24 protein-coding genes are annotated in these 24,970 nt (G+C 42.9%); all 24 read right to left on the bottom strand.

All coding sequences use genetic code 11. From position 1 onward, the window contains the following. Positions 1-63: 63 nt before the first annotated feature. Positions 64-1,314, bottom strand: a complete 1,251-nt coding sequence (locus NYR53_RS16220) for a competence/damage-inducible protein A (protein ID WP_261306083.1) — start codon at positions 1,312-1,314, stop codon at positions 64-66. 63 nt (positions 1,315-1,377) lie between these two features. After that, positions 1,378-1,965: a CDP-diacylglycerol--glycerol-3-phosphate 3-phosphatidyltransferase gene (gene pgsA / locus NYR53_RS16215; protein WP_057301502.1), complete on the bottom strand. Its 588-nt coding sequence runs from the start codon at positions 1,963-1,965 to the stop codon at positions 1,378-1,380. Beyond that, on the bottom strand, positions 1,962-3,290 hold the full coding sequence (gene rimO, locus NYR53_RS16210; RefSeq protein ID WP_047672979.1) for a 30S ribosomal protein S12 methylthiotransferase RimO: 1,329 nt from the start codon (positions 3,288-3,290) through the stop codon (positions 1,962-1,964). Before rimO ends, pgsA begins: the two co-directional genes overlap by 4 nt. Before the next feature lie 128 nt (positions 3,291-3,418). Next, a complete protein-coding gene (locus NYR53_RS16205) occupies positions 3,419-3,910 on the bottom strand; it encodes a YajQ family cyclic di-GMP-binding protein (protein WP_047672977.1) in 492 nt (163 codons plus the stop codon). Between the two features lie 142 nt (positions 3,911-4,052). After that, positions 4,053-4,934 (bottom strand): helix-turn-helix domain-containing protein, encoded by an 882-nt coding sequence (locus NYR53_RS16200; protein ID WP_261306082.1) that lies wholly within the window; start codon positions 4,932-4,934, stop codon positions 4,053-4,055. 48 nt (positions 4,935-4,982) lie between these two features. Next, a complete protein-coding gene (locus NYR53_RS16195) occupies positions 4,983-5,726 on the bottom strand; it encodes a DUF3388 domain-containing protein (RefSeq protein WP_437180185.1) in 744 nt (247 codons plus the stop codon). Positions 5,727-5,854: 128 nt separating this feature from the next. Further along, the gene (locus tag NYR53_RS16190; protein ID WP_261306081.1) at positions 5,855-6,706 is read right to left on the bottom strand and encodes a hypothetical protein; all 852 of its coding nucleotides are present in this window, start codon (positions 6,704-6,706) and stop codon (positions 5,855-5,857) included. A gap of 93 nt (positions 6,707-6,799) precedes the next feature. Further along, entirely contained in the window at positions 6,800-7,051 is a 252-nt protein-coding gene (locus tag NYR53_RS16185) for a DUF3243 domain-containing protein (RefSeq protein ID WP_029195270.1), read from the bottom strand. 96 nt (positions 7,052-7,147) lie between these two features. After that, on the bottom strand, positions 7,148-7,903 hold the full coding sequence (gene ymfI / locus NYR53_RS16180; protein ID WP_261306080.1) for an elongation factor P 5-aminopentanone reductase: 756 nt from the start codon (positions 7,901-7,903) through the stop codon (positions 7,148-7,150). Further along, positions 7,900-9,189, bottom strand: coding sequence for an EF-P 5-aminopentanol modification-associated protein YfmH (yfmH, locus tag NYR53_RS16175; protein WP_261306079.1), 1,290 nt, complete (start codon positions 9,187-9,189; stop codon positions 7,900-7,902). Before yfmH ends, ymfI begins: the two co-directional genes overlap by 4 nt. Positions 9,190-9,192: 3 nt before the next feature. After that, a complete protein-coding gene (gene yfmF, locus NYR53_RS16170; protein ID WP_261306078.1) occupies positions 9,193-10,473 on the bottom strand; it encodes an EF-P 5-aminopentanol modification-associated protein YfmF in 1,281 nt (426 codons plus the stop codon). A 101-nt stretch (positions 10,474-10,574) separates the two neighbouring features. Next, positions 10,575-11,357 carry a spore cortex-lytic enzyme gene (gene sleB, locus NYR53_RS16165; RefSeq protein ID WP_261306077.1) on the bottom strand — a complete coding sequence of 261 codons (783 nt, stop codon included), beginning with the start codon at positions 11,355-11,357 and terminating at the stop codon, positions 10,575-10,577. Between the two features lie 124 nt (positions 11,358-11,481). After that, entirely contained in the window at positions 11,482-14,031 is a 2,550-nt protein-coding gene (locus NYR53_RS16160; RefSeq protein ID WP_261306076.1) for a DNA translocase FtsK, read from the bottom strand. A gap of 64 nt (positions 14,032-14,095) precedes the next feature. Beyond that, positions 14,096-14,335: a YlzJ-like family protein gene (locus NYR53_RS16155; RefSeq protein WP_261306075.1), complete on the bottom strand. Its 240-nt coding sequence runs from the start codon at positions 14,333-14,335 to the stop codon at positions 14,096-14,098. Then, entirely contained in the window at positions 14,332-15,066 is a 735-nt protein-coding gene (locus NYR53_RS16150; RefSeq protein WP_261306074.1) for a ClpP family protease, read from the bottom strand. Before NYR53_RS16150 ends, NYR53_RS16155 begins: the two co-directional genes overlap by 4 nt. 216 nt (positions 15,067-15,282) lie before the next feature. Next, positions 15,283-16,959 carry a ribonuclease J gene (locus tag NYR53_RS16145; protein ID WP_261306073.1) on the bottom strand — a complete coding sequence of 559 codons (1,677 nt, stop codon included), beginning with the start codon at positions 16,957-16,959 and terminating at the stop codon, positions 15,283-15,285. A 170-nt stretch (positions 16,960-17,129) separates the two neighbouring features. Continuing rightward, positions 17,130-17,993 carry a 4-hydroxy-tetrahydrodipicolinate synthase gene (gene dapA, locus NYR53_RS16140; RefSeq protein WP_261306072.1) on the bottom strand — a complete coding sequence of 288 codons (864 nt, stop codon included), beginning with the start codon at positions 17,991-17,993 and terminating at the stop codon, positions 17,130-17,132. Positions 17,994-18,020: 27 nt separating this feature from the next. Beyond that, positions 18,021-19,238 (bottom strand): aspartate kinase, encoded by a 1,218-nt coding sequence (gene dapG, locus NYR53_RS16135; RefSeq protein ID WP_261306071.1) that lies wholly within the window; start codon positions 19,236-19,238, stop codon positions 18,021-18,023. A gap of 51 nt (positions 19,239-19,289) precedes the next feature. After that, positions 19,290-20,327: an aspartate-semialdehyde dehydrogenase gene (locus NYR53_RS16130; protein WP_261306070.1), complete on the bottom strand. Its 1,038-nt coding sequence runs from the start codon at positions 20,325-20,327 to the stop codon at positions 19,290-19,292. A gap of 36 nt (positions 20,328-20,363) precedes the next feature. Then, positions 20,364-20,957, bottom strand: a complete 594-nt coding sequence (locus tag NYR53_RS16125) for a dipicolinate synthase subunit B (RefSeq protein WP_261306069.1) — start codon at positions 20,955-20,957, stop codon at positions 20,364-20,366. After that, positions 20,954-21,853: a dipicolinate synthase subunit DpsA gene (gene dpsA, locus NYR53_RS16120; protein ID WP_261306068.1), complete on the bottom strand. Its 900-nt coding sequence runs from the start codon at positions 21,851-21,853 to the stop codon at positions 20,954-20,956. The genes NYR53_RS16125 and dpsA overlap by 4 nt, the downstream gene beginning before the upstream one ends. 157 nt (positions 21,854-22,010) lie before the next feature. Further along, positions 22,011-22,466 (bottom strand): dUTP diphosphatase, encoded by a 456-nt coding sequence (gene dut / locus NYR53_RS16115; protein WP_261306067.1) that lies wholly within the window; start codon positions 22,464-22,466, stop codon positions 22,011-22,013. Next, a complete protein-coding gene (locus NYR53_RS16110; RefSeq protein WP_261306066.1) occupies positions 22,453-23,709 on the bottom strand; it encodes a M16 family metallopeptidase in 1,257 nt (418 codons plus the stop codon). The genes dut and NYR53_RS16110 overlap by 14 nt, the downstream gene beginning before the upstream one ends. Positions 23,710-23,815: 106 nt before the next feature. Beyond that, entirely contained in the window at positions 23,816-24,868 is a 1,053-nt protein-coding gene (locus tag NYR53_RS16105; protein ID WP_261306065.1) for a polysaccharide deacetylase family protein, read from the bottom strand. Positions 24,869-24,970: the final 102 nt, after the last annotated feature.

Genomic DNA, 24,970 nt, shown 5'->3' with positions numbered 1-24,970 from the left:
GCAACAAAGTTATCGCTTTGCTACGGTTCTTCCGTTAACACTTAGTCTTATTATATGCGAACTCTAGCTATCTTTCAACTGTTTCCATAATTGATAGAGCGCACTTTTGGCTGCTCTATGCTTTATCGACTCCCGATTGCCAGATAGCTGCAAAGTAACTACCTTTGTTGCTATATTCTTTTGAGCAAAACCTATATAAACAAGTCCTACAGGTTTGCCTTCTGACGGACTAGGACCGGCTACACCCGTGACGGACAGCCCAAAGTCACATCCAGTCACAGTAATCAATTGCTCCGCTAAAAGGGCAGCTGTCTCGCTGCTAACAGCACCTGGGGAACCCTTCCCTTCAAGCACTTCCATTGGAACACCAAGAAGCTTATGCTTCAAGGCGTTCGAATAACAAATAATTCCTCCAAGGAAAGATTGGGAACTCCCCGATATCGCAGTAATCATATCACTTAGCAGGCCGCCTGTGCAGCTTTCAGCCACAGCAAGTGTCTGGTTCTTCTCACCAAGCAATTGCAGTACAATCGTCTCGATAGGAACATCTTGGTCGGCATAGAGATGCTCACCTAATCGCGTTCTAATCTCTTGTTCGGTCGCTTGAAGATTCCGTTCACCTTCTGCAGCTGACTTTGCACGTGTTGTTAAGCGAATCGTCACTTCGCTTTCTTTGGCATAAGGAGCAATCGTTGGGTCGGTTTGAGCTTGGATAAGATCAATTAGTTGATGTTCCAAGTTAGACTCACCGATACCGGCAAATTTAAGCATTTTGGAATAAAGCGGAATCTCATCCGTCATCCGTGCACGCAGCCAAGGAACTGCATACTTGGTGAACATTGGCTTCATTTCTTTTGGCGGGCCTGGTAAAAGAATGAAATGTGTCTCTTCGTATGTAAATGCAACACCAACAGCAAGCCCTGTTTCATTATGTAAAGGATCACTTCCCTCTATCATCATCGCTTGTCGTCTGTTGCTTTCAACCATATGGATCCCGCGCGACTGAAACATATCCGTAATTGTTTTCATAGAGGGCTCATGCATAATCAATTCACGGCCTACAAATGCAGCAAGTACATCCTTCGTCAAATCATCCTGCGTAGGTCCAAGACCGCCTGTACAAATAACGACATCAGCCCTTGAAGCAGCTAATTTGAAGCTTTCTAGCAATCTCTGTTCATTATCACCAACGACGGTTTGGAAATACATATCTACGCCAATCGCAGCACATTCTCTGGAGAGAAATTGAGCATTCGTATTTACAATTTGGCCTAGTAAAAGTTCCGTTCCAACTGCGATTATTTCTGCTTTCATTTCAAATTCCCTCCTTAAAATGAGAAAATCTCTGTCAGTAGTAAAAAAAAGCAATAGGTTTCCCTATTGCGCCTTTTCTGAAAAATCTATGACATGCTTATTCTTTACAAAGTACTCCACACCCGAATACACGGTAATAATTGCTGCTACCCAACTAGCTATAACATCAAAAGGGAAGTGCAGAAACGTAAAAGGAAAATTATTGATAAGTAGTGCAATGATGGCTGTAATCTGAGCTGCTGTCTTCGCTTTACCCCATTTGCTAGCTGCCATCACGGTGCCTTCCAATAGAGCAATTTGGCGAAGTCCTGTGACGGCCCACTCTCTACTGATAATGACAATAACAATCCAAGCATCTACTTTACCCATTTCCACTAATGAGACAAGCACAGCCGTAACAAGCAGTTTATCCGCTAAAGGATCAAGCAGCTTACCCAAGTTGGTTACAAGATTACGTTTTCTGGCAATGTAACCATCTAAACTGTCTGTACTCGCTGCAATAATGAAAATTAGAGCCGCAATAATTTGATTATACGTTATGCTAAATTCCTCTATCCGTATATGAGGGAATTTCACCTTAATCAACAGAAAAAACATGATAATAGGTACTAATAAAATCCTCGCCACGGTGATGCGGTTAGCTAGGTTCATGCAATTACCTCCCCGGATAAGTCAAACTCATAAGAGTGGGTAATACGAACTTTAGCTAGTTCACCAATGTTAAGTTTCGCATTCGACACGAATACTTCTCCATCAATCTCAGGAGCATCAAATTGGGAACGTCCAATATATACATCACTTCTGCCATCGTATCTTTCGATCAGCACATCAATTTCCTGCCCAATGCGACGTCCGCCACGCAGATTCGAGATTTCACGTTGAATTTCCATAATCGCGTTCGCGCGATACTCTTTTACATCATCAGGAACTTGGTCCGGTAAACGTGCTGCTGGCGTATCATCTTCCTTGGAATAGGCAAAAACTCCAAGACGATCAAACTGAACGTCGCGAACAAATTGTTTCAAGTTTTCGAAGTCCTGCTCGGTTTCACCTGGGAAACCTACAATGAGTGAGGTACGTAGGGCGACATCCGGAATCGCTTCACGAATTTTACGAACTAATTCACGTGTATCCTTCTGGCGACCAGGTCTACGCATCCGTTTAAGAATAGAATCTTCACTATGTTGAAGCGGCATATCGATGTACTTACATACCTTTGGATTAGATGCCATCACGGCAATCAGTTCATCGCTAAAGAATCCAGGGTAAGCATAGTGCAGCCGCACCCACTCGATGCCTTCCACTTCACTTACTTTATTCAGCAAGGTAGGCAGCATAAAGCCATCATAAAGATCTGTGCCATAATTCGTGGAATCCTGCGCAATTAAACTTATTTCTTTAACGCCTTGAGCAGCAAGATTGGCTACTTCCGCAACGATGGACTCCATACTTCTGCTTTTGAAGCTGCCTCGCATGATTGGAATACTGCAGAATGTACATGCGTTATCGCAGCCTTCTGCAATTTTCACATAGGCTGTATATCGTGGAGTAGTCATAAGTCTTGGCAGGTCCGCATCATAATTAAACACCGGATTCCCAACAAGAACCGGTTTCTTTCCGCGAAGCGCTTCATCTACGATATGGTTGATTTTATCGAAATCTCCAGTACCCACAATGCCATCAATCTCTGGCATTTCTTCCATCAACTGCTTTTTGTAGCGTTGTGTAAGACATCCGGAGACGATTAGCGCCTTGAGATTCGCTGTTTGCTTTAGTTCTGCCATATCCAAAATTGTATTAACGGATTCTTCTTTCGCTGCATCAATGAACCCGCAAGTGTTCACGATAATGACAGTGGCATCTTCCTTGTTATCAACAAGTTGAAAACCACGGCCATGAATTAATCCTGACATAATCTCGGAATCGACCAAATTCTTTTCGCATCCGAGAGTAACTACTTTAACCTTTTCTGTCATGAAAGAAACAACCTCCAATAGTCCTAAAAAACACTCCCTACCAGTATAATACAAGCCCTATAGGGTGTCAAAATGTAAAAACCCCCTACATGTAGGGGGAGTCCATCCAAAGAACTTCGTATGTATGCCTATTTCAAGTTTACAAATTGTAAATCAAGAGGAATTTCCGCCTTACGCAAAAGCGCAATAACAGCTTGTAAATCATCTCGACTCTTCCCGGTTACGCGGATTTGATCACCTTGGATTTGCGTCTTAACTTTAAGTTTGGAGTCACGAATAAGGATGTTAATTTTTTTCGAGTTCTCCTGATCGACACCTTGTTTCATGCTAATTTTCTGCCTTACAGTGGAACCAGCCGCTGGTTCGACTTTACTGTACTCGAGATTCTTAATCGAGATACCACGCTTTGTCATTTTGGCATGCATAATATCAAGAACATTCTGAAGCTTAAACTCATCATCGGAAGTGACAACAAGCTGGTCCTTATCTAATTTAATGCTGCTCTTACTACCTTTAAAGTCAAAGCGGGTAAGAATCTCTTTTTCCGCCTGCTGAATGGCGTTGTTTAGTTCCTGCATATCCACCTTGGATACGATATCAAACGAGCATTCTGAACTCATCTTAGACAAAACATCCTTTCCATCAAATTACAATAGCATTATAGCAAGAAGCCGTAAAAAAAGAAACATCCCAAGCCCTCTCAGCCTAGGATATCTCTTCGTATTATTCATTACCCGGGAAAGCGCAGGAACCGTCAAAATGCTAGCTTTTTTGCAAATTGAGCTGTACCCTTTTAGGGTTTGGTGTATCCCCGACAGGAACGACCGTACCATTCACAGTAAGTTCTAAAGCACTGGCTGCACCTACATTTAAATACGCTGAACTGGTTAAATCAAAAGAGTCTGTGTCACCGGCTTTGTAAAGCTTCTGTCTAAGCATTTCTTTACCGCCTGCCTCAGTAAGAGAATCCACACGAATCCAACAAGAACCTGTTATTTTCATCTGAATATCCAGATTGGAAGCGCCGGTTATCGTGTAATTATCTACACCTTTCTCGCTAGTGCTAAACTTAACTTGAACAGATGGCGTTGGTGTAGGTGCTGGTGTCGGTATTGGAGTCGAAAGAGGCGCCACTTTACCGTCACCGGACGTATTCATTGTCGTACTAGGAGCAGGGCTAGTCGCTGGATTCGTAGTATCTGTGATTCTCGGAGATTGCGTTTGGGAAGGTTTTTCGTCTGCAGGCGTCCCCTTATAATTCTTGTACGTATAGTAGTATACGATACCGAATATAAGCAGAATGAAACAGACAAACATCGTACCAGAAGCCCAACGGCTCAATTTCTCGGTATTACGGACACTCGTTCTATTTTTACGAATCGTTTCTACAACTGGTTTCTCTACAACTGGTGATGGATTCGTTGTTTGGTACATGTTAAGAACTTCAGCAGGATCAAGTCCCACCGCCTCGGCGTAGCTTTTAATAAAAGCACGTACATAGAAACTGCCTGGCAGAACCTTGTAGTTTCCTTCTTCAATCGCTTCCAGATATCGTTTACGAATTTTCGTAACTTCTTGAAGATCGTCAAGCGAGATCTTCTTTTCCTGGCGTGTTTTGCGTAAAATGTATCCGAGATCAGACATATGGTCACCTCCTCGCGGGATCTTCTTTATTTAATGACGTTACAGACATTAAAAAGGTTCGGACGTATACGTAAATGAATCATAATTGATTTCTTCATCTGGGCTATTTCGCAGCTCAATAATATAATCGAAGTGATTATATGTGTATTCCGACTCCCGAATAAATATATCCGGATGCTCGATAACCTTCGTAGAAGGCATCCCCATAATCTCCTGCAAAAGGCTGTAATGCTTCTCATTGGAACGTATGGTGGAAACAATACCATCAATAATATATACATTATTTGGAGTCATTTCATCTTCCGACAGTTGACTGCGCACGGTTTGTCTGAGTAATGTAGAGGAAACGAAAGTCCAACGTTTGTTTGCGCATACACTTCCTGCAATAATCGACTCCGTTTTACCGACACGCGGCATTCCGCGTAGGCCAACAACTTGGTTCCCTTCTCGCTTGAAAATCTCACCAAGGAAGTCAACTAATAATCCCAATTCATCACGAGTAAAACGGAATGTTTTGCGATCATCCGAATCACGCTCAATATACCGACCATGACGGACTGCTAAAATATCAACAAGTTTTGGGGGTCTAAGAGCAGTAATAGTAATATTATCTACTTTTCTTAGCATTTTACCCATTAAGTCAATTTTTTCTTCATCATTGGTTTGTAGAAGCATACCACGTGTACGATCTTCTACCCCATTGATGGTCACAATATTAATATCCAGCATCCCCATCAAGGAGGCAATATCCCCTAATAAGCCGGGACGGTTTTTGTGAATTTTGTACTCCATATACCACTCTTTTACGTCCACTCTTTCCACCTCATCGCAATATCTGTAACGAACAAGTCGATACCTATTCAAGTAATTTCTACAATTTCCGTCAATATCCTTCTTTTATCGCGTAAAAATACACAGAGTTATTTCATTTTTAGTTCTTTAAGCTCTTGTTGGTTGTAAATCGCACCACCTTTTTTCCAAGAGCTGCTTTTCATCACTGCCAAACGATTGTCTAGTATTTGGGCCCAGTTAAGCTCAGCCGATACAGCTCCTGAAATATCCACAACCGATACTCCGATAGACTTAGCCTTTTGTACTTGCGCCTCATCTACTGGTGTATAGAAAATAATGGTGCTAGAGCGATGCTGCCTCGTTTGGAAGGATAACTGCTGAAACCATTGTTCATTATTATCAAGTAAAACGATATGATCCGCTTCCTCCGAAGGTGCCCATGCAGAAGGAATCGGACGATCACTTCGAGTCACCCACTCCACAACAATGTTTTGTGCTAACAGGTCTTGGATCCATTTATTTTTCAAGTTCTCAATCTGAAGCGAATCAATTTGCAAGAACGAAGCTTGCTCATTTACCTGACTAGTGATCCCTTTGGCATCAAGCTGACTTTGTAATAAGGTCCATTTCCCAGTCGAAAGCCCTTGTCCAATCACCTCATTAGCAGAAGGAAACAGTTCATTACCAATGACATATATGTAATCATATTTACTTGCTTTCAACTTTGTTATAACGCTTTCATCCAGTTGATTCAAATCCTTGATCCAATCGAAGGCTATAAAATTCGCATCTCTCCACTGTTGAAGCGCATTTCCTACTGACTGTTTAGCTGGCGCAGACATACTAGCGCCTGTCAACATTAGTACAGATAATTTATTATCCAATAACTCTTGCTTAATGGCTGGAATTCCACGATTCCCACACCCTGTTAAAATAAAAGATAAGAGCAAAAAAGCAAGCAAAAAATGTTTGATTACCATGAAATTACAATTCCTTTCTTCCTTATAAAGCGTGCAAAAGCCTCCGAAAGAGGAGGCTTTCACATAGTACCCTATTGAATTGTAAAACGGTTATTAACCTTTGTCTACTAATTTTACCATGAGGCGGGCAATTGTACGCTTTTCTTGCTCATCCCCTGCATCCCATAGCTCTTTGAGCACTCGCTCTTGTTCATTTTCGGGATCTACTTTATTAGCTAGAAATTCACCAATTTGAAAAGCGAGTTTAGAAATGGTTTCTTCACTCATCCCCGCATGTCCAGCCTGACTCACACGTTCAGCCAAAAACTCTTTCCACTTATCAAATACTTTAAGTACAGTAGCCATTGTAAGAAGCCTCCTTTAAATTATGAGAAATGGTCATTACATACGTAATATTCACTTCCCCGCTTAAAATTATGCGCGAGGCTTCCTATTCTGCACTCAGGTTAACCATCCACCGTTCGGACTTATGATTTGACCCGTAATATAACCGGATTCAGGAAGTGCTAGAAAGTATACAAGTGAAGCAACTTCATCAGGCAATGCAAAACGACCTGCCGGAATTTCATTGGCAATCGCTTCCCGCTCCTCGGGCTGAAAACCTGCCATCATTTCGGTCTGAACTGCACCAGGCGCTACGGCATTCACCGTCACACCAGAAGGTGCCAGTTCCTTCGCTAATGCCTTTGTGAAGGCGTTCAACCCACCTTTGGCTGTTGAGTATACAACCTCACAGGAGGCACCTGAGATGCCCCATATAGAGGATACGTTAATAATGCGGCCATACTTTTGTTTGACCATTGCAGTCATGAACGTTTGTGTACAAAGAAAGGCGCCTTTAAGATTAACATTCATCACTTGGTCCCAATCTTCTTCGCTTACATCAGAAAGCAAACCAAAGTGCGAAATTCCTGCATTGTTTACGATAATATCAGGGACCATGTCTCTTTGTTCCAGCTTTTCTTGCATCTTGTAGATTTGTTCACGAGATATTACATCCGCGGATACGGTTAATACTTTGGCGCCATGCTTCATGCAGGATCTGGCCACTTCATTAGCAGCTTCATGCGACTCGCGGTAGTGTATAACAACATTCATACCTACCGCGGCAAAGCGCTCAGCAATGGCTGCACCAATCCCCCGGCTAGCCCCTGTTATCAGAACTGTTTGTTCACTGAATGGCTTAGGAAACGTCACGATGGCTTACGACTTTGCACAATTGAGATAGCAAGTCTGCTCCAATCAAAGTGCTCGCGGAATCGACGGTTCACATCTTCAAGTGTAATTTGCTCGTAAACAGGCAATATATCGAATAAATCAATATCTTTGAATCGGTATTTAGTGAATTCATTCGCAATAGATTCCGGTGAGTTCATCATCCGTAGGAAATTACCAATTTTCTTCTTACGGCTTCGCTCGAAAGTGATTTCATCAAGTCCAGAATCCTTACGTTTCTCAACCTCTTCGCGTATACGTGCTACTAGTTGGTCCGGATCTTTGGTATCTCCTCCAAGAATAGAGAACGCATATCCCTCGCTGCAATTATATTCATGACCAAAATTATCAGAAATCAATTGCTCATCATATAGTGCCTGATAAATATCAGAGCTTGAACTGAACAAAACATCTAACATTAATTTCGTCGTTAATTCTTTAACTAACAAGTCCTTTCCGCTTACGGAAGGTGCAGGTTCTTTGAATCCGATTAAACATTTTGGCAGTGAAACAGGAAGGAGAGTGACTCTGCGCGCTTCCTTCACTTCCAAAGGCTCTTCTGGGAAATATCGTTGGATATTGCCTTGTGGTGGAAACGTTTTGGCAGCTTGATTCTCTTTAACTAACGAAATAACCTCTTCTGGATCTACGCCTCCAACTACAAACAAGCTCATATTGCTGGGATGATAGAAAGTGTTGTAGCACTCATATAAGGTTTCTTTTGATATTTCGGCAATGGATTCTACAGTTCCAGCAATATCAATATGGATAGGATGCTTAGCATATAAGGATTCAATTAATCCATAATAGCTTCTCCAATCCGCATTATCTTCGTACATTTTAATCTCTTGACCGATAATCCCTTTTTCCTTTTCTACATTTTCATCTGTAAAATAAGGATTTTGCACAAAATTAATTAATGTCGTTAAATTGGTTAAATAGTGATCCGTAGATGAAAATAAGTACGCCGTCCGATCAAAGCTTGTGAAAGCATTAGCCGAAGCGCCGTTAGAAGCGAAAGTAGCGAAAATGTCACCTTCAGGTTCCTCAAACATTTTGTGCTCCAGAAAATGAGCAATACCATCCGGAACTTGAACTGACTCTTTCCCTTCTACTTGAAAAAAGTTGTCAACAGATCCGAATTGCGTCGTGAACGTCGCATAAGTTTTCTGGAAACCATCTTTGGGTAGAACAAATACATGTAGCCCATTATCAAGCTTCTCGTGATAAATGGTTTCACCAAGGTGTGGATAAGGAATAACCTGCATCTTCTACTCTCCCTTCTGGTCCCGCAAAAAGTATATCGTATCCAGTTGAACACGTTTGGCAGCCTCAGCAATAGCCGCCACATCTACCTGCTCCACAGATTCAATCAAGCCTGAAACTGTTCGTTCTTTTCCAGATAAAATTGCATTAAAGTCAAAAGAAATTAATTCAAATGCGGAATCCTGAATTTCGCGGAGTTGATTGGCAATCATGGCTCTGGTTTGATTCCATTCAATATCACTGATTTCACCTTGCTCCATAGCAGTCAGCTGCTTTCGAATGATTTCAACCGCTTTCTCATAATTCGCCATTTCAATCCCTGACTGAATCGTTAGTATGCCTTTGTGACCATCAAACCGAGAAGAGGCATAATAGGCCAGACTCGCTTTCTCACGAACATTCGTAAACAATTTGGAGTGTGGGTAACCTCCGAGAACGCCATTATACATCAGAGCTACTGGGTACTGATCATCTCGATACGAAATATTTGTACGAAGTCCCATGTTCAGTTTCCCTTGATTAACATCCAGACGTTCAACGATTGTCTTCACATCTCCCGTTGTTCCTCGCGGTGCAGATGTTACATATCCGACATCCTCCTTACGTTCAATGGAGAAAGCTTGCTTCACAATACCCTCTACTTCAGAAAGCGTCGTATTTCCGACGACATAAATATCGATAGGTGCCGTTTGAAGCCAGTTTTTATATTGTTCGTAAAGTTGTTCGGCATTGATAGGGTCCAAATCATCTATTTTGCCCAAAGGGTGTAGACGATAAGGATCATCCTTGCACATTTCTTCGATACAGCGTTCAGCCGCGTAACGAATTTTATCATTAATGACTGATTCTATGCGCTTCTGGAGAGTCTGCTTCTCCGCATCAACATATTTGTTACGAAAATGTCCTTCTTCGAGCGCTGGCTTTGTCAACGTTTCCCCAACGAATTCAAGTCCTTGCTTTAATAAAGATTGTGCTGATTTCACGAATCGGTCATTGATGATATCCATACGTAACTGAACAATTTGGTAATCGCCCCGTTTGTAAATATCAAAACCGAAACCTGCGCCATATAAATCATCTAAGTATTCTCGAAATTGCTTCGTCTCTGGGCGTAATTCCGTACCTCTACGCAGTACAAATGGTGTCAATGCGGTACTCGTGACCGTTTCATCCTCTAGAGGACGGCCTATGTACACAGAAATTGCAAACGTTTTAAACCGGTCTGTCGGCAGCACATGTAAACGTATATGATTCCATGTAGTGCGCTCAAATTGTATATGCTTCAAAGGTCGGTCTCCCTTCTTTGTCCGTGATATAAATCCATTATATTCCTATACGAAGAGGAGAAGCAACCAAAGCTGGCTCCTTCTCCTTGTCCTTTGTATAATTATTTACAGAAGATATGTTTCCCAATCGTTTTGACTTGCGGCCTGCTCCAAATCCATTTGGATGTCGCAGTTGCCGGATTGAAATAATAGATACAACCACCCGAAGGATCCCATCCATTCAACGCATCTTTTACAGCTTTTTTCGATGATTCATCAGGTGTTAACCATATTTGGCCATCCGCTACGGCTGTGAAAGCACCAGGCTGAAAGATAACACCAGAAACCGTATTAGGAAAACTAGCCGACTTCACTCGATTCAAAATGACGGCTGCTACGGCTACTTGCCCAATATAAGGCTCTCCGCGAGCCTCTCCATGCACCGCATTCGCCATGATCTTCAGATCCTGTTCAGACAAGCCCAGGTTATTGGAAGGAAGCAAATTGGCTGGCTTTTGATTTGAAGTTGCCGTTTCTTTGTCTCCGCCGCTTTGTCCTCCTCCTGTGGTTGGAGCTGTAGGCTTCCAATTCTTCGTAGCTTCCCACAGTTTAAGCTTGGTCTTGGGACCTACAATGCCATCTACTTTCATCCCAAACTCACCTTGGAATCGTTTCACTGCCGTTAAAGTTTTATACCCATAATCTCCGTCTATACTGCCGCTATAGAAGCCAATGAACTTCAATCTGCCTTGCAGTTCGTTAACGTCAGCTCCAGTAGCTCCATAACGCACTTCATTTTTACTAAACGTTTCTTCTGCTGGCGGATTGAACTTTCCTTTCAACTGAAAAGCGACAACTAGTACGAAAACAATGCAGAATGTAAGAACAATTAATCGTTTATTCATTCCCCTTCTCAACCTCACTTTTCAAATTACAGCCTTTTCTTGCTTATTATGAGAAAGGGGCTCCCTGTTTATACAAAAAAAAACACTCTCCTGAGGAGAGTGCTTGTACAATTGTTTATTTAAGCTAGGAACTGATCCGATTATGATGGTATTGTTCAATCGACATCAGCACCTCACGAGGCTTACTGCCTTCGTACGGCCCGACAACCCCTTTGGCTTCCATGGAGTCAACCAGCCTTGCCGCACGTGTATACCCGACTCTCATACGTCGTTGCAACAGGGAAACTGAGGCTTGCTTGGCTTCCAAAACAATTTGAACTGCCTGGTCGTACAGCTCGTCTTCAAATTCATTTTGCTGCTCCGGCATTTCTTCAACATGCGGGACCATTTCTTCTTGATAATTCGCCTGCTCCTGCGTACGAACAAAGCCAACCACTTGTTCAACCTCTTGGTCAGATAGAAAGGCTCCCTGTATGCGAACAGGCTTAGATGCGCCAACCGGCAAATAAAGCATATCGCCTCGACCTAACAACTTCTCGGCTCCGACCATATCTAAAATGGTCCGTGAATCCACTTGAGACGAAACACCGAACGCAATACGCGATGGAATATTCGCTTTAATCACGCCCGTAATAACATCAACGGAAGGTCGTTGTGTAGCAATAATCAAATGAATTCCCGCTGCGCGGGCCATTTGTGCAAGGCGGGTAATGGAATCTTCCACATCATTAGCAGCAACCATCATTAAATCGGCTAACTCATCTACGATAACTACGTAATATGGCAAGGGGGCTGCTGTTCCGCTTTCTGTCAACATCGCGTTGTAACCCTCAATATTTCGCGTTCCGCTTTTCGAGAATAGTTCATAACGCTTTTCCATCTCAACGACGACTTTCTTAAGTGCTAGCGAAGCTCGTCGAGGATCCGTTACAACTGGTGCCAGTAGATGAGGGATCCCATTGTAGACATTCAATTCAACCATTTTCGGATCGATCATTAGAAACTTCACTTCATTAGGCTTGGCTTTGTACAAAATGCTCGTAATAATCCCATTAATGCACACGGATTTACCTGAACCGGTGGCACCAGCTACAAGTAAGTGAGGCATTCTCGCCAAATTTCCGACGATGGGTTGTCCAGAAATATCTCGCCCAAGTACAACGGATAGCCGTGAGCTGGATTCCTGAAAAGCAGATGTTTCCATGACTTCACGCATGGTTACAATCGAAACCTCCAGATTCGGCACCTCAATGCCGATCGCTGCTTTTCCAGGAATCGGCGCTTCCATCCGAATATCCTTGGCGGCAAGCGCCAAAGCGATATCATCGGTTAAGGAGACGATTCTGCTAACTTTCACACCCACGTCGGGCTGTATCTCGTAACGTGTCACAGCAGGGCCTCTGACGACCTCCAGCACCTTCGCACGCACCCCAAAGCTCTCCAACGTGGCTTCAAGCTTCCTTGCATTCGCTTTATAGTCCGCCATCTCACTGCCTTTGCCAACAGCAGGCTTCGCTAATAAATCAAGTGAAGGCATTTCATATGGACGTGTTTGCACAATCGGCACATTATCCTGAAATTCGAGCGTAACTGTCTCATCCTCTGTGTCAATAGCCCCTGCCTCTTGTACTTTTGAGACCGGCGCTGTAGAGGAAGCTGCAGGATGTTTAACAGCCTGCTGAGCTTCTTGAAAAACCTGCTCCTGAAAATCACGGATAATTGGTGTGATTGGTTGATCCGAAGTAGGTGAATCTGATTCAGCAGCATCCTTCCCACTTGACTTATAAAGAACTTGCTCGGTTTCATCAGCTGCATCTAAATCATTTAATTCATCTATATTTGAATGATTCTCGACTGCTGTCTTCTTCCGATTTTCCTTATTAGGACGAAGAAGTTCCATGAAAAGCGGTGTTTTCTTTGCCCGTTTGACAGGCTGGAAAACCTCTTCATCAAATTCATCATCAACTGGAACGTAAGTAGATTTCTTCGCCTTAGGTGCAATAGCACCTGTGGAGGTTGTTTGAGGCTGACGTGTTTCCCGATCCTGCAGCCACTCTTTCATTCTATCTTTAAAATTTTGGCCAACATTACTAAATCGACCCTTCACGAGATTGCCAACGTCTACGTAAGAAATCCCTGTTGCCAGAATAAAACCCATGACAAACAACGCATATTGGATTAATCTCGCGCCCAAATAATCGAACAGAAAGTAAAGGATACTGTACAGCATAGCGCCAATCATACCGCCGCCAATACCATGCTCGAGTGCCGACTTGCCTGCTTCTGTTGGTTTCAGACCATCTAACATGGCATTCCATGTTGATGCAATGACTTTACCAGACGTGAAACCGCCATCAGGATATAATTGAGCGAACAAATCAATATGATTTTTTATTAGCAGTCCAAGTATAAACAGCAATATGCCTGCTTTCTTAGGCGTAACCATCTGCGGCCATGCTCTCTTAATCATCGCATATAAGGCCACATATATGAAAATCAGCGGTATAAGTGAATACCACGTTCCCACAAAAAATCGAAAAAGGTAAATCAACGAATTCCCAACATGCCCTTGATGAGCAAGTGCAATGACGGAGAAGATTAGAATGAGAATACCATATAACTCGAATAACAAGCTTGTTTTTAGTGCCTTACCTTTTTTCTTGCGTTTCGCCACGCTTGCCACCCCCAAGTCCACATTATACCATATTTAACTTGGGGGATGATACAGGAAGAGCAGGCTAGAATGTTAAAGCTGCCTCAACAACAGGACTATATGAAATAATAGTTCCAGGGGCATATTGATTGTTCAAATAATCCTGAGGATTACTGCTAAACAGTCTGACAATTCGCGCCTGAAAGCCACTAATCGGTTCAATTTGCATTTTGACTCCACCCTGATCGATCTCGATAAATTTGGGTTCATACGTATCCATTCCTTCAAAAATCACGTCCATAGGAATAACGGAGTAATGTATCATTGTACGATGCCTCCGCTCGCTGCTGCTTTCTTACTCTCTATTCGCTGATTAAGCTCTCGGATTGCATCACCAATTCCGCCAACTTGATCTATCAAGCCATATTTAACAGCGTCAATTCCAATAACTGTAGTCCCTATATCCCTTGTCAACTCACCAGTCTTAAACATCAACTCTTTAAACTTTTCTTCTGTTACATTAGAGTGCTTCGTAACAAACCGTACAACCCGTTCCTGCATTTTATCCAAATATTCAAATGTTTGGGGGACTCCAATAATTAAGCCATTCAATCGAATGGGGTGAATCGTCATCGTTGCTGTTTCGGCAATAATGGAGTAGTCCGCTGATACTGCGATGGGAACACCAATGCTGTGTCCGCCACCTAGCACCAAAGCAATAGAAGGCTTCGATAACGTGGCGACCATTTCCGCAATAGCTAGCCCCGCTTCGACATCTCCCCCTACCGTGTTTAAAATAATCATAACGCCTTCTATCTTAGGATTCTGCTCTGCGGCGACTAATTGCGGAATGATGTGTTCATATTTGGTCGTTTTATTCTGGGGAGGGAGAACGATATGTCCTTCCACTTGACCAATAATGGTCAGGCAGAAAATATTAGATTCGCCAGAAAGCGTATTCGTTTGACCTAACTGTTGAATGTTTTCGAGGACTGCATTTTTTTTACTTTCTTCCGTTTCCGGTTCTTGTTGTTTCGGTCCTGTGGGTGCTGCCACTGAAAATCCCCCTTCGAGTTTTGCTTTTACAAAAGCACTTAAACTTTAACCGCATTTTGTTAGCAAACTTTGCATGTACGATTCATAATCTCCCATAGTATGAATAAATTTGTGTACTTTCATGCATTTGCAGCATTCGAACTGAAATAAAAAAAGCTCCCTCCAGTGATGGAGAGAGCTTTATGATTTGCATAGGTTCAAGTGACTTGTTCGAGCCTAGACTTCCATGATAATAGGAAGGATCATCGGTCTTCTTCTGGTTTGTTCATATAAAAAGCGTCCGAGAACATCTTTCACATTTGTTTTTAAAGATGCCCACTCATTTACATTTTCATTCATTAATTTCGTTAACGTATTCGTTACGATACGATTGGCTTCTTCCAAGAGACCTTCAGATTCACGTACATACACGAATCCGCGGGAAATAATATCTGGTCCAGATAGAATTTTGCCATCTTGTTTGCTGAGTGTAACTACGACCACAAGAATTCCGTCTTGAGACAGTAATTTACGGTCACGCAACACAATGTTGCCTACATCTCCAACGCCAAGTCCATCAATCAGAATGTTGCCGCTTTGAACTTTAGATCCTTTGCGAGCAACGCCATTTTGAATTTCTACCGTATCACCGATATCGCACATAAATATATCTTCTTTAGGAATGCCGACAGACTCGGCAAGGATGCCATGTTGACGCAGCATGCGATATTCGCCATGAATCGGAATAAAGTACTTAGGCTTTATAAGATTGAGCATTAATTTCAATTCTTCTTGACTACCGTGACCTGATACGTGTACACCAGTAACTGAACCTGGACCGTAAATCACATTAGCGCCAATACGGAATAACTCATCTACGGTACGGCCTACATAACGCTCATTCCCCGGAATTGGAGTTGCCGCAATAATAACCGTATCACCAGGTAAAATATCGATTTTACGATGGGTTGAACGTGCCATTCTTGTAAGAGCAGACATTGGCTCTCCTTGGCTTCCAGTGGAAAGAATGACAACGCGATCAGCGGCAAGCTTGTTAACTTCCTCTGGCTCGATTAGCATGCCATCCGGAATGTGCAAGTACCCTAACTCGCTAGCTATCGAAACCACGTTAACCATACTGCGACCGATTACTGTTACTTTGCGATTAGTTGCTGCGGCTGCATCAAACACCTGTTGAACACGGTGAATGTTGGATGCAAATGTCGCAATAACAACTCTTTGCTTAGCTTTACGGAACACTTCCTCAATTTCAACCCCAACACTGCGCTCAGAGCCTGTGTAACCAGGGCGTTCTGCATTGGTGCTATCGGAAAGCAAGGCAAGTACGCCTTTCTTCCCAATCTCTGCCATACGATGCAAATCCGCATATTGATCATTCACAGGAGTTTGATCGAACTTAAAGTCTCCTGTATGAACAACGACACCTTCTGGTGTATCTAAAGCGACACCCACAGAATCAGGAATACTATGATTGGTTTTGAAGAAAGATGCTGTAAGAACACCTAAGGAAAGTACGGATTCCGAATTAATAAGGATCCGGTTCGTAGTACCAAGTAAATTTGCTTCCTTCAACTTTGCTTCGATAAGTCCCATTGTAAGCTTAGTAGCATAAAGTGGAACGTTAAGATGCTTAAGTACATAAGGTAAGCCGCCAATATGATCTTCGTGGCCGTGAGTAATGATAATGCCGCGTACTTTATCCCGATTCTCCGTTAGGTATCCAATATCTGGAATGACAATGTCAATTCCAAGCATGTCCTCCTCTGGAAATTTCAAACCACTATCAATGACGATGATATCGTTCGCATACTGAACGCAATACATATTTTTTCCGATTTCGCCCACGCCGCCAAGAGCGAAGATCAAAAGTTTATCAATATTTTTTTTGGACAAGAATATACCTCCTTCTTAGATTGGACGACGAATTTTAAATGAAAAAACCGAACTAGTCACTTGCAACCATTATACATGAAAAAAAACAACAAATACAAGTTAATACCGATTACTTTAGATTCCCCAAAAAAAGAAAACCGATGCCGGAAGCACCGATTCATTAGGCGTTATCATACAAAAAGTGATTGGATGAATTGTCCTTCTTGCTCGGATACACGAACTAACGGAAGTCTTACGCCCCCAGTTTGAATGCCTTTCAGTGCTAGAGCATGCTTAATTGGAGCAGGGCTCGGTACACGGAAAATGCCTGTAAAAACTGGATGAAGCTTACGATGAAGTTCTGCCGCTTGCTGAATGTTACCTTCTAAATAATACTTTATCATAGATTGCATTTCTTTTCCAATCACATGACTAGCAACACTGATAATACCCTGACATCCTACCGCTAGAGCAGGCAGCGCATTGCTGTCATCTCCGCTATAAACAAGGAAATTAGGAGCTGCATCATTAAGTATACGTGTCAATTGATCCGTGTTAGCGCAATCTTTGGTAGCCACGATATTAGAAATTTGGGAAAGACGAATGGTTGTTTCCGCATCCAAATTCACACCTGTGCGTCCCGGAACATTATAAAGCATAATCGGTACCTGAACAGACTCAGCTACTGCTTTAAAATGCTGGTACAACCCCTCTTGGGAAGGGCGATTATAGTAAGGAGCAACGATCAGTAACGCATCGACTCCAAGTTTCTCCACTTTTCGGGAAAATTCAACAGTGTCCAGAGTGTCATAACTTCCTGTCCCTGCAATAATCTTGCAGCGTCCCCTGGCATAACGAACCGATAGCTCAATAAGCTTTAACTTCTCATCGTCTGTTAATGTTGGTGCCTCACCAGTCGTGCCGCAAATAACAAGACTATCCGACTGCTGTTCTTCGATCAAATAGTTAATTAATGGTTCTACTTGTTCCCAGTTCACTTGTAAGTTCTCATCAAACGGAGTGACCATAGCTGTAATTACTCTTCCAAAATCCAAAAGTTATACCTCCTCAATCTCACATTTTCACTTATATAAATTGAACTTATGATGTAGTGCCCTAACAGATTTAATCATATCAACACCATGGACAAGTACCCAAATTGTTGTATTTGAATCAGCTGATTGAAGGATACGTATGTCCTCTACCGTTAATGCCTCAACAATATGTGCCATTATACCTGGCACTCCGTTCATTCCGCCGCCGATTACCGAAACTTTCGCACATCCGCTTACAGCTTTAGGATCATAGCCTTGACTCCTGAGTAGTTTTAGAGCGCGTTCCGCTTCATGATCGAACACCGTGTACACGACACCCGATGGATTAACATTTATAAAATCAACACTAATCTGATGCAGCGCCATGGTTTTAAAGACACGAAGCTGAAGATCAAATTGACCTTCAACAGCTGCAACATGAATTTGAGTGATGTTCGTAAATTGGGCTATTCCCGTAACGAAGCGATCCCTAACTTGGCTCATATCCGCAAGGATATTGTCTGAAGCTGTCACCAATGTTCCTTCTTCTTTGGAAAACGTAGATCGCACGCGAATTGGAATGTTAGCCTGCATGGCTACTTCTACCGCGCGTGGATGGATTACCTTTGCACCATTATGTGCCATATTGCAGATTTCAGCAAAGCTTACGCGAACTAGCGGTTTAGCATCCTCTACGATCCGTGGATCCGCTGTCAATATCCCGTTCACATCAGTGAAAATATCTACAATTTCAGCTTTAAGGGCAGCACCAAGAGCAGTAGCCGATGTATCACTACCTCCGCGTCCTAGTGTTGTCAATTCATCCTGACTTGTTTTACCTTGAAATCCGGTAACAATGACGACCATATCTTGCTCCAGCAATTCAAGGATCCGGTTAGGCTGCATGGCTACAATCTGAGCATTACCGTGAGTATCATTCGTAAGAATGCCAGCTTGCCCACCTGTCAAAACTGTAGACTTTATGCCTGTTGCTTGTAATAAGCTGCACAAATGTACCGCAGAAATTAACTCTCCGCAGCCCATGAGCATATCGAGTTCCCGCGCTGGCAGCCCCTCCCCGTTCTTTCGAACGAGGTCTAAGAGCGTGTCAGTCGCATAAGGTTCTCCTTTTCTTCCCATCGCGGATACAACAACAACTAATTTATAATCATGATTAAGTGCGTCTTGAATGTGTCCAATAACGTGTTCTCTGGCATGAGCGGTGGAAAGCGAAGTGCCTCCAAATTTTTGTACAAGGATTCGCATGAGTTTCCCCCATATTCACTGCATAATGGTTAACGCCGTCTTACTTGCTGATTATTGTTCTATAGCTATATATTCAGCAATTTGTACAGCATTCCATGCAGCGCCTTTTAGCAGGTTGTCAGAAACAATCCACATATTTAGCGCTTTCGGATTGCTCAAATCACGGCGTACACGACCAACGAAAGTTTCCAGCTTACCCGCTGCATCTGTTGCAAGTGGATATTGCTGCTCAGCCGGATTGTCAACAAGAACAATACCAGGGGCATTAGCAAGTAAAGTCTTCACTTCTTCTACGTCGAAATCTTCTTTCAATTCAACATAGACAGACTCAGAATGACCATAAACAACCGGAATACGAACACATGTAGCAGTAACTTCAATGGACTCATCGCCCATAATTTTTTTCGTTTCAAGAATCATTTTCATTTCTTCATTCGTAAAACCGTTATCAAGGAATTTATCAATTTGCGGAATCGCATTGAAGGCGATCTGGTGTTTCACTGGCAATGAACCAACCGGCAAAATATCCGGATTCGCATCATTTCCTTCAAGCACTTCTTTGGATTGTCTCAACATTTCGTTAATCGCTTTAGCACCTGCTCCAGAAACAGCTTGGTACGTTGAAACGATGATACGGGAAATCCCATAACGATCATATAAAGGCTTAAGTGCAGCAACCATTTGGATCGTGGAACAGTTCGGATTTGCAATAATGCCTTTGTGTTCGTTAATTTTCTCAACGTTTACCTCAGGCACCACAAGTGGAGTTTCAGGATCCATGCGGTATGCACTCGTATTATCAATACAGATCGTACCCGCTTTAACCGCGTGAGGAGCTAATGCCTTCGTAACATCGCCACCAGCACTAAATAAAGCAATATCAACGCCTTGAAAGCTATCAGGAGTAGCTTCTTGAACGGTTACTTCTTGACCTTTAAAAGAAAGCTTTACGCCCGCTGAACGAGCGGAAGAAAGTAATTTCAATTCCTTGATGGGGAAATTCCGTTCTTCTAATAGACGGATAATTTGTTCTCCTACTGCACCTGTAGCGCCTACGACTGCAACGTTAAAAAGTTTCTGGTTCGACATGAGCTGGACTCTCCCCTTCAAGATGTTATATATGAATTAGTATTGAAATCTCTCAATAATCATGGGCTGCAATTGCTTTCCTTCAAGAGCAGCTTCACAGGCCTCCATAATCAAGTCCATTCGAGCAACCAACGAATTTGGCTTCGCTCCAGGTGCATCTTGACCATAAGGCACAAAATAAATGTTTTTGGTAATGAGAAGCTTAGCGATATTCATCGCGTTCAATCCCAGCCCATCATTCGTCGAAATGGCTAAAACTAGCGGCCGCAAGTTTCTCATTTGCGCTTTTGCAGCCATAAGTACTGGACTCTCTGTCATCGCGTTTGCTAGTTTACTAGTTGTGTTCCCTGTGCATGGTGCAATAACCATCACATCAAGCAGCTTGGATGGACCTAATGGCTCAGCGGCTACAATCGTAGATATAATTTCGTTCCCGGTTATATCCTTAATCTGTTGCTGCCAATCTGCTGCATGGCCGAAACGTGTGTCGGTGGTCATGACTGTATTCGATACAATCGGTATGACACGTGCACCTGCATCTACAAATCTCTTAATCTGAGGCATGACTTCTTCCAACGTACAGTGAGAACCAGTTAAAGCATAACCGACTGTTTTCCCTTGCCAATTCATTCCACATCGCTCCTGTCTTTGAAGTCTTCCACGATCAGCTGACTAAGTGTGTTTGCCATGATGCGGCCAGCTGTTTTGGGGGCGACGATGCCAGGTAAACCGGGCGCTAACATCGCTTTGATGCCTCTTTTCTCGGCAAATCGGAAGTCCGTTCCACCAGGTTTAGAAGCCAAATCGATGATGAGCGCGCGATGTGGGATATTAGTGATAACTTGCGCTGTGACTATCATAGTCGGAATTGTGTTAAAAAGCAAGTCAATATTCCCCACTTCCGGGTACAGGTCCTTTGTATAAAAAGGCTGAAAACCCATCTCCCACGCCCTTGCAAAATGCTCCGGTTTCCTCACGCCAACCTTCACGGTTGCCCCTAATCCCTGCAGAGTTTTGGCCATTGTAAAACCTGTACGACCAAAACCTAAAACCATACTAACTGAACCGTGGATGGTAATATCGGTGTTCTGGATCGCCATCATCAGCGCTCCCTCGGCTGTCGGAATGGAGTTATAAATCGCTATATCATCACGCTCGAATAACTCCACTACCTCAATTCCATTTGCCGCACAAAGCTTTTTCAGAAAGCTTTTGGCCATTCCTGTATACACTTTGGCATGCTTTGGAAGTGAAGACATAAGATCATCCGTCAATCTCATCTCTTCACTCGAGAATATAGATTCCACTTGTCCCGAATCATCCGTACCTACAGCAGGTAAAATAAGTACATCAATGGTTTGAAACAGCACAGGATCGAGTTTAGCATTTGAAACACCGCTAAATTGTCTCCCTAAATTATCAAAACCGATCAATGTTACCGTGGCATCAAGTTCAGTAAATTTCTGAATTACTTCAAGTTGCCGGGCGTCTCCACCCATAATTGCAACCGAAACTCCAGTGAGCATTCTCGCTTACACCCCTTTCTCGGTCCGTTTCGATACGTTATAGTATGCGTTCGCCTAAGGATGGGTGACTTTCCGTGCTCAGTTCCTTGGAAAACAAAAAGAACCCCTTCAATTGAAAGGGGTTCTGGCATATATGCTTACGTTTGTAGTAGATCTATTACCGTCCGGTGTGACCGAAACCGCCTGATCCTCGCTCCGTCTCCGTTAATTCCGAAACCTCACCCAGCCGGATCTGCGGCACAAGCTGGAAAACCATCTGCGCAATTCGCTCATTCCTTTGAATGGTGAACGGCTCCTGTCCATGGTTAATCAACAGCACTTTCACTTCCCCGCGGTAGTCGGCATCGATCGTTCCCGGTGAATTCAGAGTTGTGATGCCATGCTTATAAGCAAGCCCGCTCCGCGGTCGGATCTGAGCTTCAAGCTCGGGCGGCATACTGAGTGCAAAGCCTGTCGGGATGAGCTGACGCTCACCCGGCCCGAGCACTACCGGCTCGCTCACTGCAGCATGAAGATCGAAGCCGCTGGCAGCAGCGGACATTTTCTGAGGCAGAAGGATATCCTCCTGTCCGGATACCCGTTTTATTTGGACATCAAAGTTATAGAGAGACAAGTTGATCCCTCCTGAAGCCGTTAATGACATCATCCGAATTTCCCACCATAGACAGAGCAAAAGGTGTCCCGAATAGCGTTTTCGTTAATTGACGAATGTCCTCCATCTGAACGCCTTCAATTCGTTCAATCATTTCATCGAGACTATAATGCTTACCTGTCATCAACTCATTTTTCCCGAATCGATTCATACGGCTGCTGGTACTCTCCAAACTAAGGATCAAGCTGCCTTTCAACTGCTCCTTGCCTTTCTTGAGTTCGGAATCCGTCATTCCTTTGACAGCTATATCATGCAGCAGTTCCATAGTCACTTTGAGCACTTCTTCCGTCTGTTTCGGTGCTGTACCTGTATAAATCGTGAACATGCCGCTGTCGATATGCGAGGAATGGTAGGAATAAACGGAATAAGCAAGTCCGCGTTTCTCCCGAATCTCCTGGAACAATCTAGAACTCATTCCACCGCCAATGGCATTATTGAGCAGCACCATCGGATATAGATTCTCTTCTTGAAGCGATAGACCTGGAAGCGATAGACAGATGTGATTTTGTTCCGTTTTTTTCGCATGGAAAATCAGTTCTCCAAGGAAATCCGGTGCATCATAACTTGTTTCCACACCCGTTTGAGCGAATTCACCGAAATGCTTCTCAATAAGCTCGCGCACACTATCATCAATATTGCCAGCGATGCTAAGAACCGTATTTTCCGTATTATAATATTGCTTCATATAGTTACGCAGATCATCCGATTTCATTTCCGATAAATTGTCCTGGGTTCCAAGGATCGTATACCCTAGCGGATGTGAGCCATACGAAGCTTTGGCCAATAAATCATGAACCAAATCGTCCGGTGTATCTTCATACATAGAGATCTCTTCATATATGACATTCTTCTCTTTTTCTAACTCACTCTCATCAAAAGCAGAATGGAAAAACATGTCCGAAAGCATATCCATGGCAAGAGGCAAATGATCATCAAGAACCTTTGCATAATAGCATGTATACTCTTTGGAGGTGAATGCATTCACATTACCTCCGATTCCATCAAATATCTCCGCGATATCTTTGGCTGAATGGCGCTCTGTCCCTTTGAATAACATGTGTTCAATAAAATGCGAAATGCCGTTCTTATCTTGAGACTCATTACGCGAGCCCGTCTTCACCCAAATCCCGAACGTTACTGATCGAAACGTAGGAATTTGTTCCATGACGACTCTCAAGCCATTATGTAAGCGATATTTGATCACCAAGGTTCCTCCTCGAATTGTAACACCTAAAGTCCTATTCCCAAATTATACTTACTCAGTCTAACAAAAATGTGTGAGCGACTCAACTTTCGAGCTGATTCATCGATTAATTCGCGATTTGACCTGCTTCAGCAACACGTTTTGAGGATAAAAGCTCAGATACAGTGCCAATCGTCAATCCTTTATTTTTAATCATACGGATCATGCCTGGCAATGCATCCTTGGATGAGGTCGTTGGGTGCATCAAAATAAGTGAACCAGGCTCGACGCTTGTCGATAACCGTTGAAGGATTCGCTCAGCTCCTGGATTTTTCCAATCTACCGTATCAAAAGTCCAAAGTACAGTCTGCAGATTGAACTCCGAAGCAACTTGAACCGTTTCTTGGTTAAAATATCCCGAAGGAGGCGCAAAAAGCATGTTTTTCACACCAAGCTCCTGCTTCAACAAATCCTCTGTTTTTGAAATTTCTTCAACAGCTTTACTACGCGTTATACTTCTCATATCTTTGTGAGAGTAAGCGTGATTAGATATTTCATGCCCCTCACTTTGGATCTTTTTGGCCATTTCCACGTTCTTCTTTAGCCACGACCCATCCAAAAAGAATGTCGCATGTACATTTTCTTTGCGGAGAGTCTCTAGCATACTTGGCAAATACTCATTTCCCCAAGCAACATTGATCATTAAAGAAGCCATAGGCTTCTTGGGATTTCCTTTATAAATCGGATTCGGACCGAGATCGTTCAATTGAATACTAGGCTGTACTTCCTTCATTACATAATTGATTTTATTCGGCGTTAAATGATGCTCTGCAAGCTTGAGCGTCTCCTCAATATCGACTTCCAAGCCATTATAACCAGGAATAGCTTTCCAAACAGGATCAAGTTTGGCGTTAATAGGGGGAATCTTTCGTTTTTCAGCTTCTTTCATAATCGTTTCTAGTAAAATGCTTATCTTTGACTTCTTTTGTTCGGTTGAATTTAAAGACGCAGAGGCAAAGACCGGGAGTGCTTCTTCGTCCATCCAATTGAAATCTGCCAGATACGAGCTTTGATTATTTTTCACTGCAATAATATAAGTTCCTATGCTAGGGATTGCATCCAATGTAAGCAAAACCATAGCAAAAAAACTTCCAAGAAGAAGCCATTTTTTGTGGAGCATACACCGATCCCCCTTCCTATGTCCTGATTTTATGCAGGAAAGGACAAGAGTAGAACGAGGCATGTCCAGCTATGACTAAAATGCAAAAAAGAGACAGATTGA

The organism is Paenibacillus andongensis (genome assembly GCF_025369935.1).
Classification (GTDB): Bacteria; Bacillota; Bacilli; order Paenibacillales; family NBRC-103111; genus Paenibacillus_E; species Paenibacillus_E andongensis.
The sequence above is the reverse complement of the archived record's forward strand: the minus strand, read 5'-3'. Positions and strand labels throughout refer to the sequence as shown.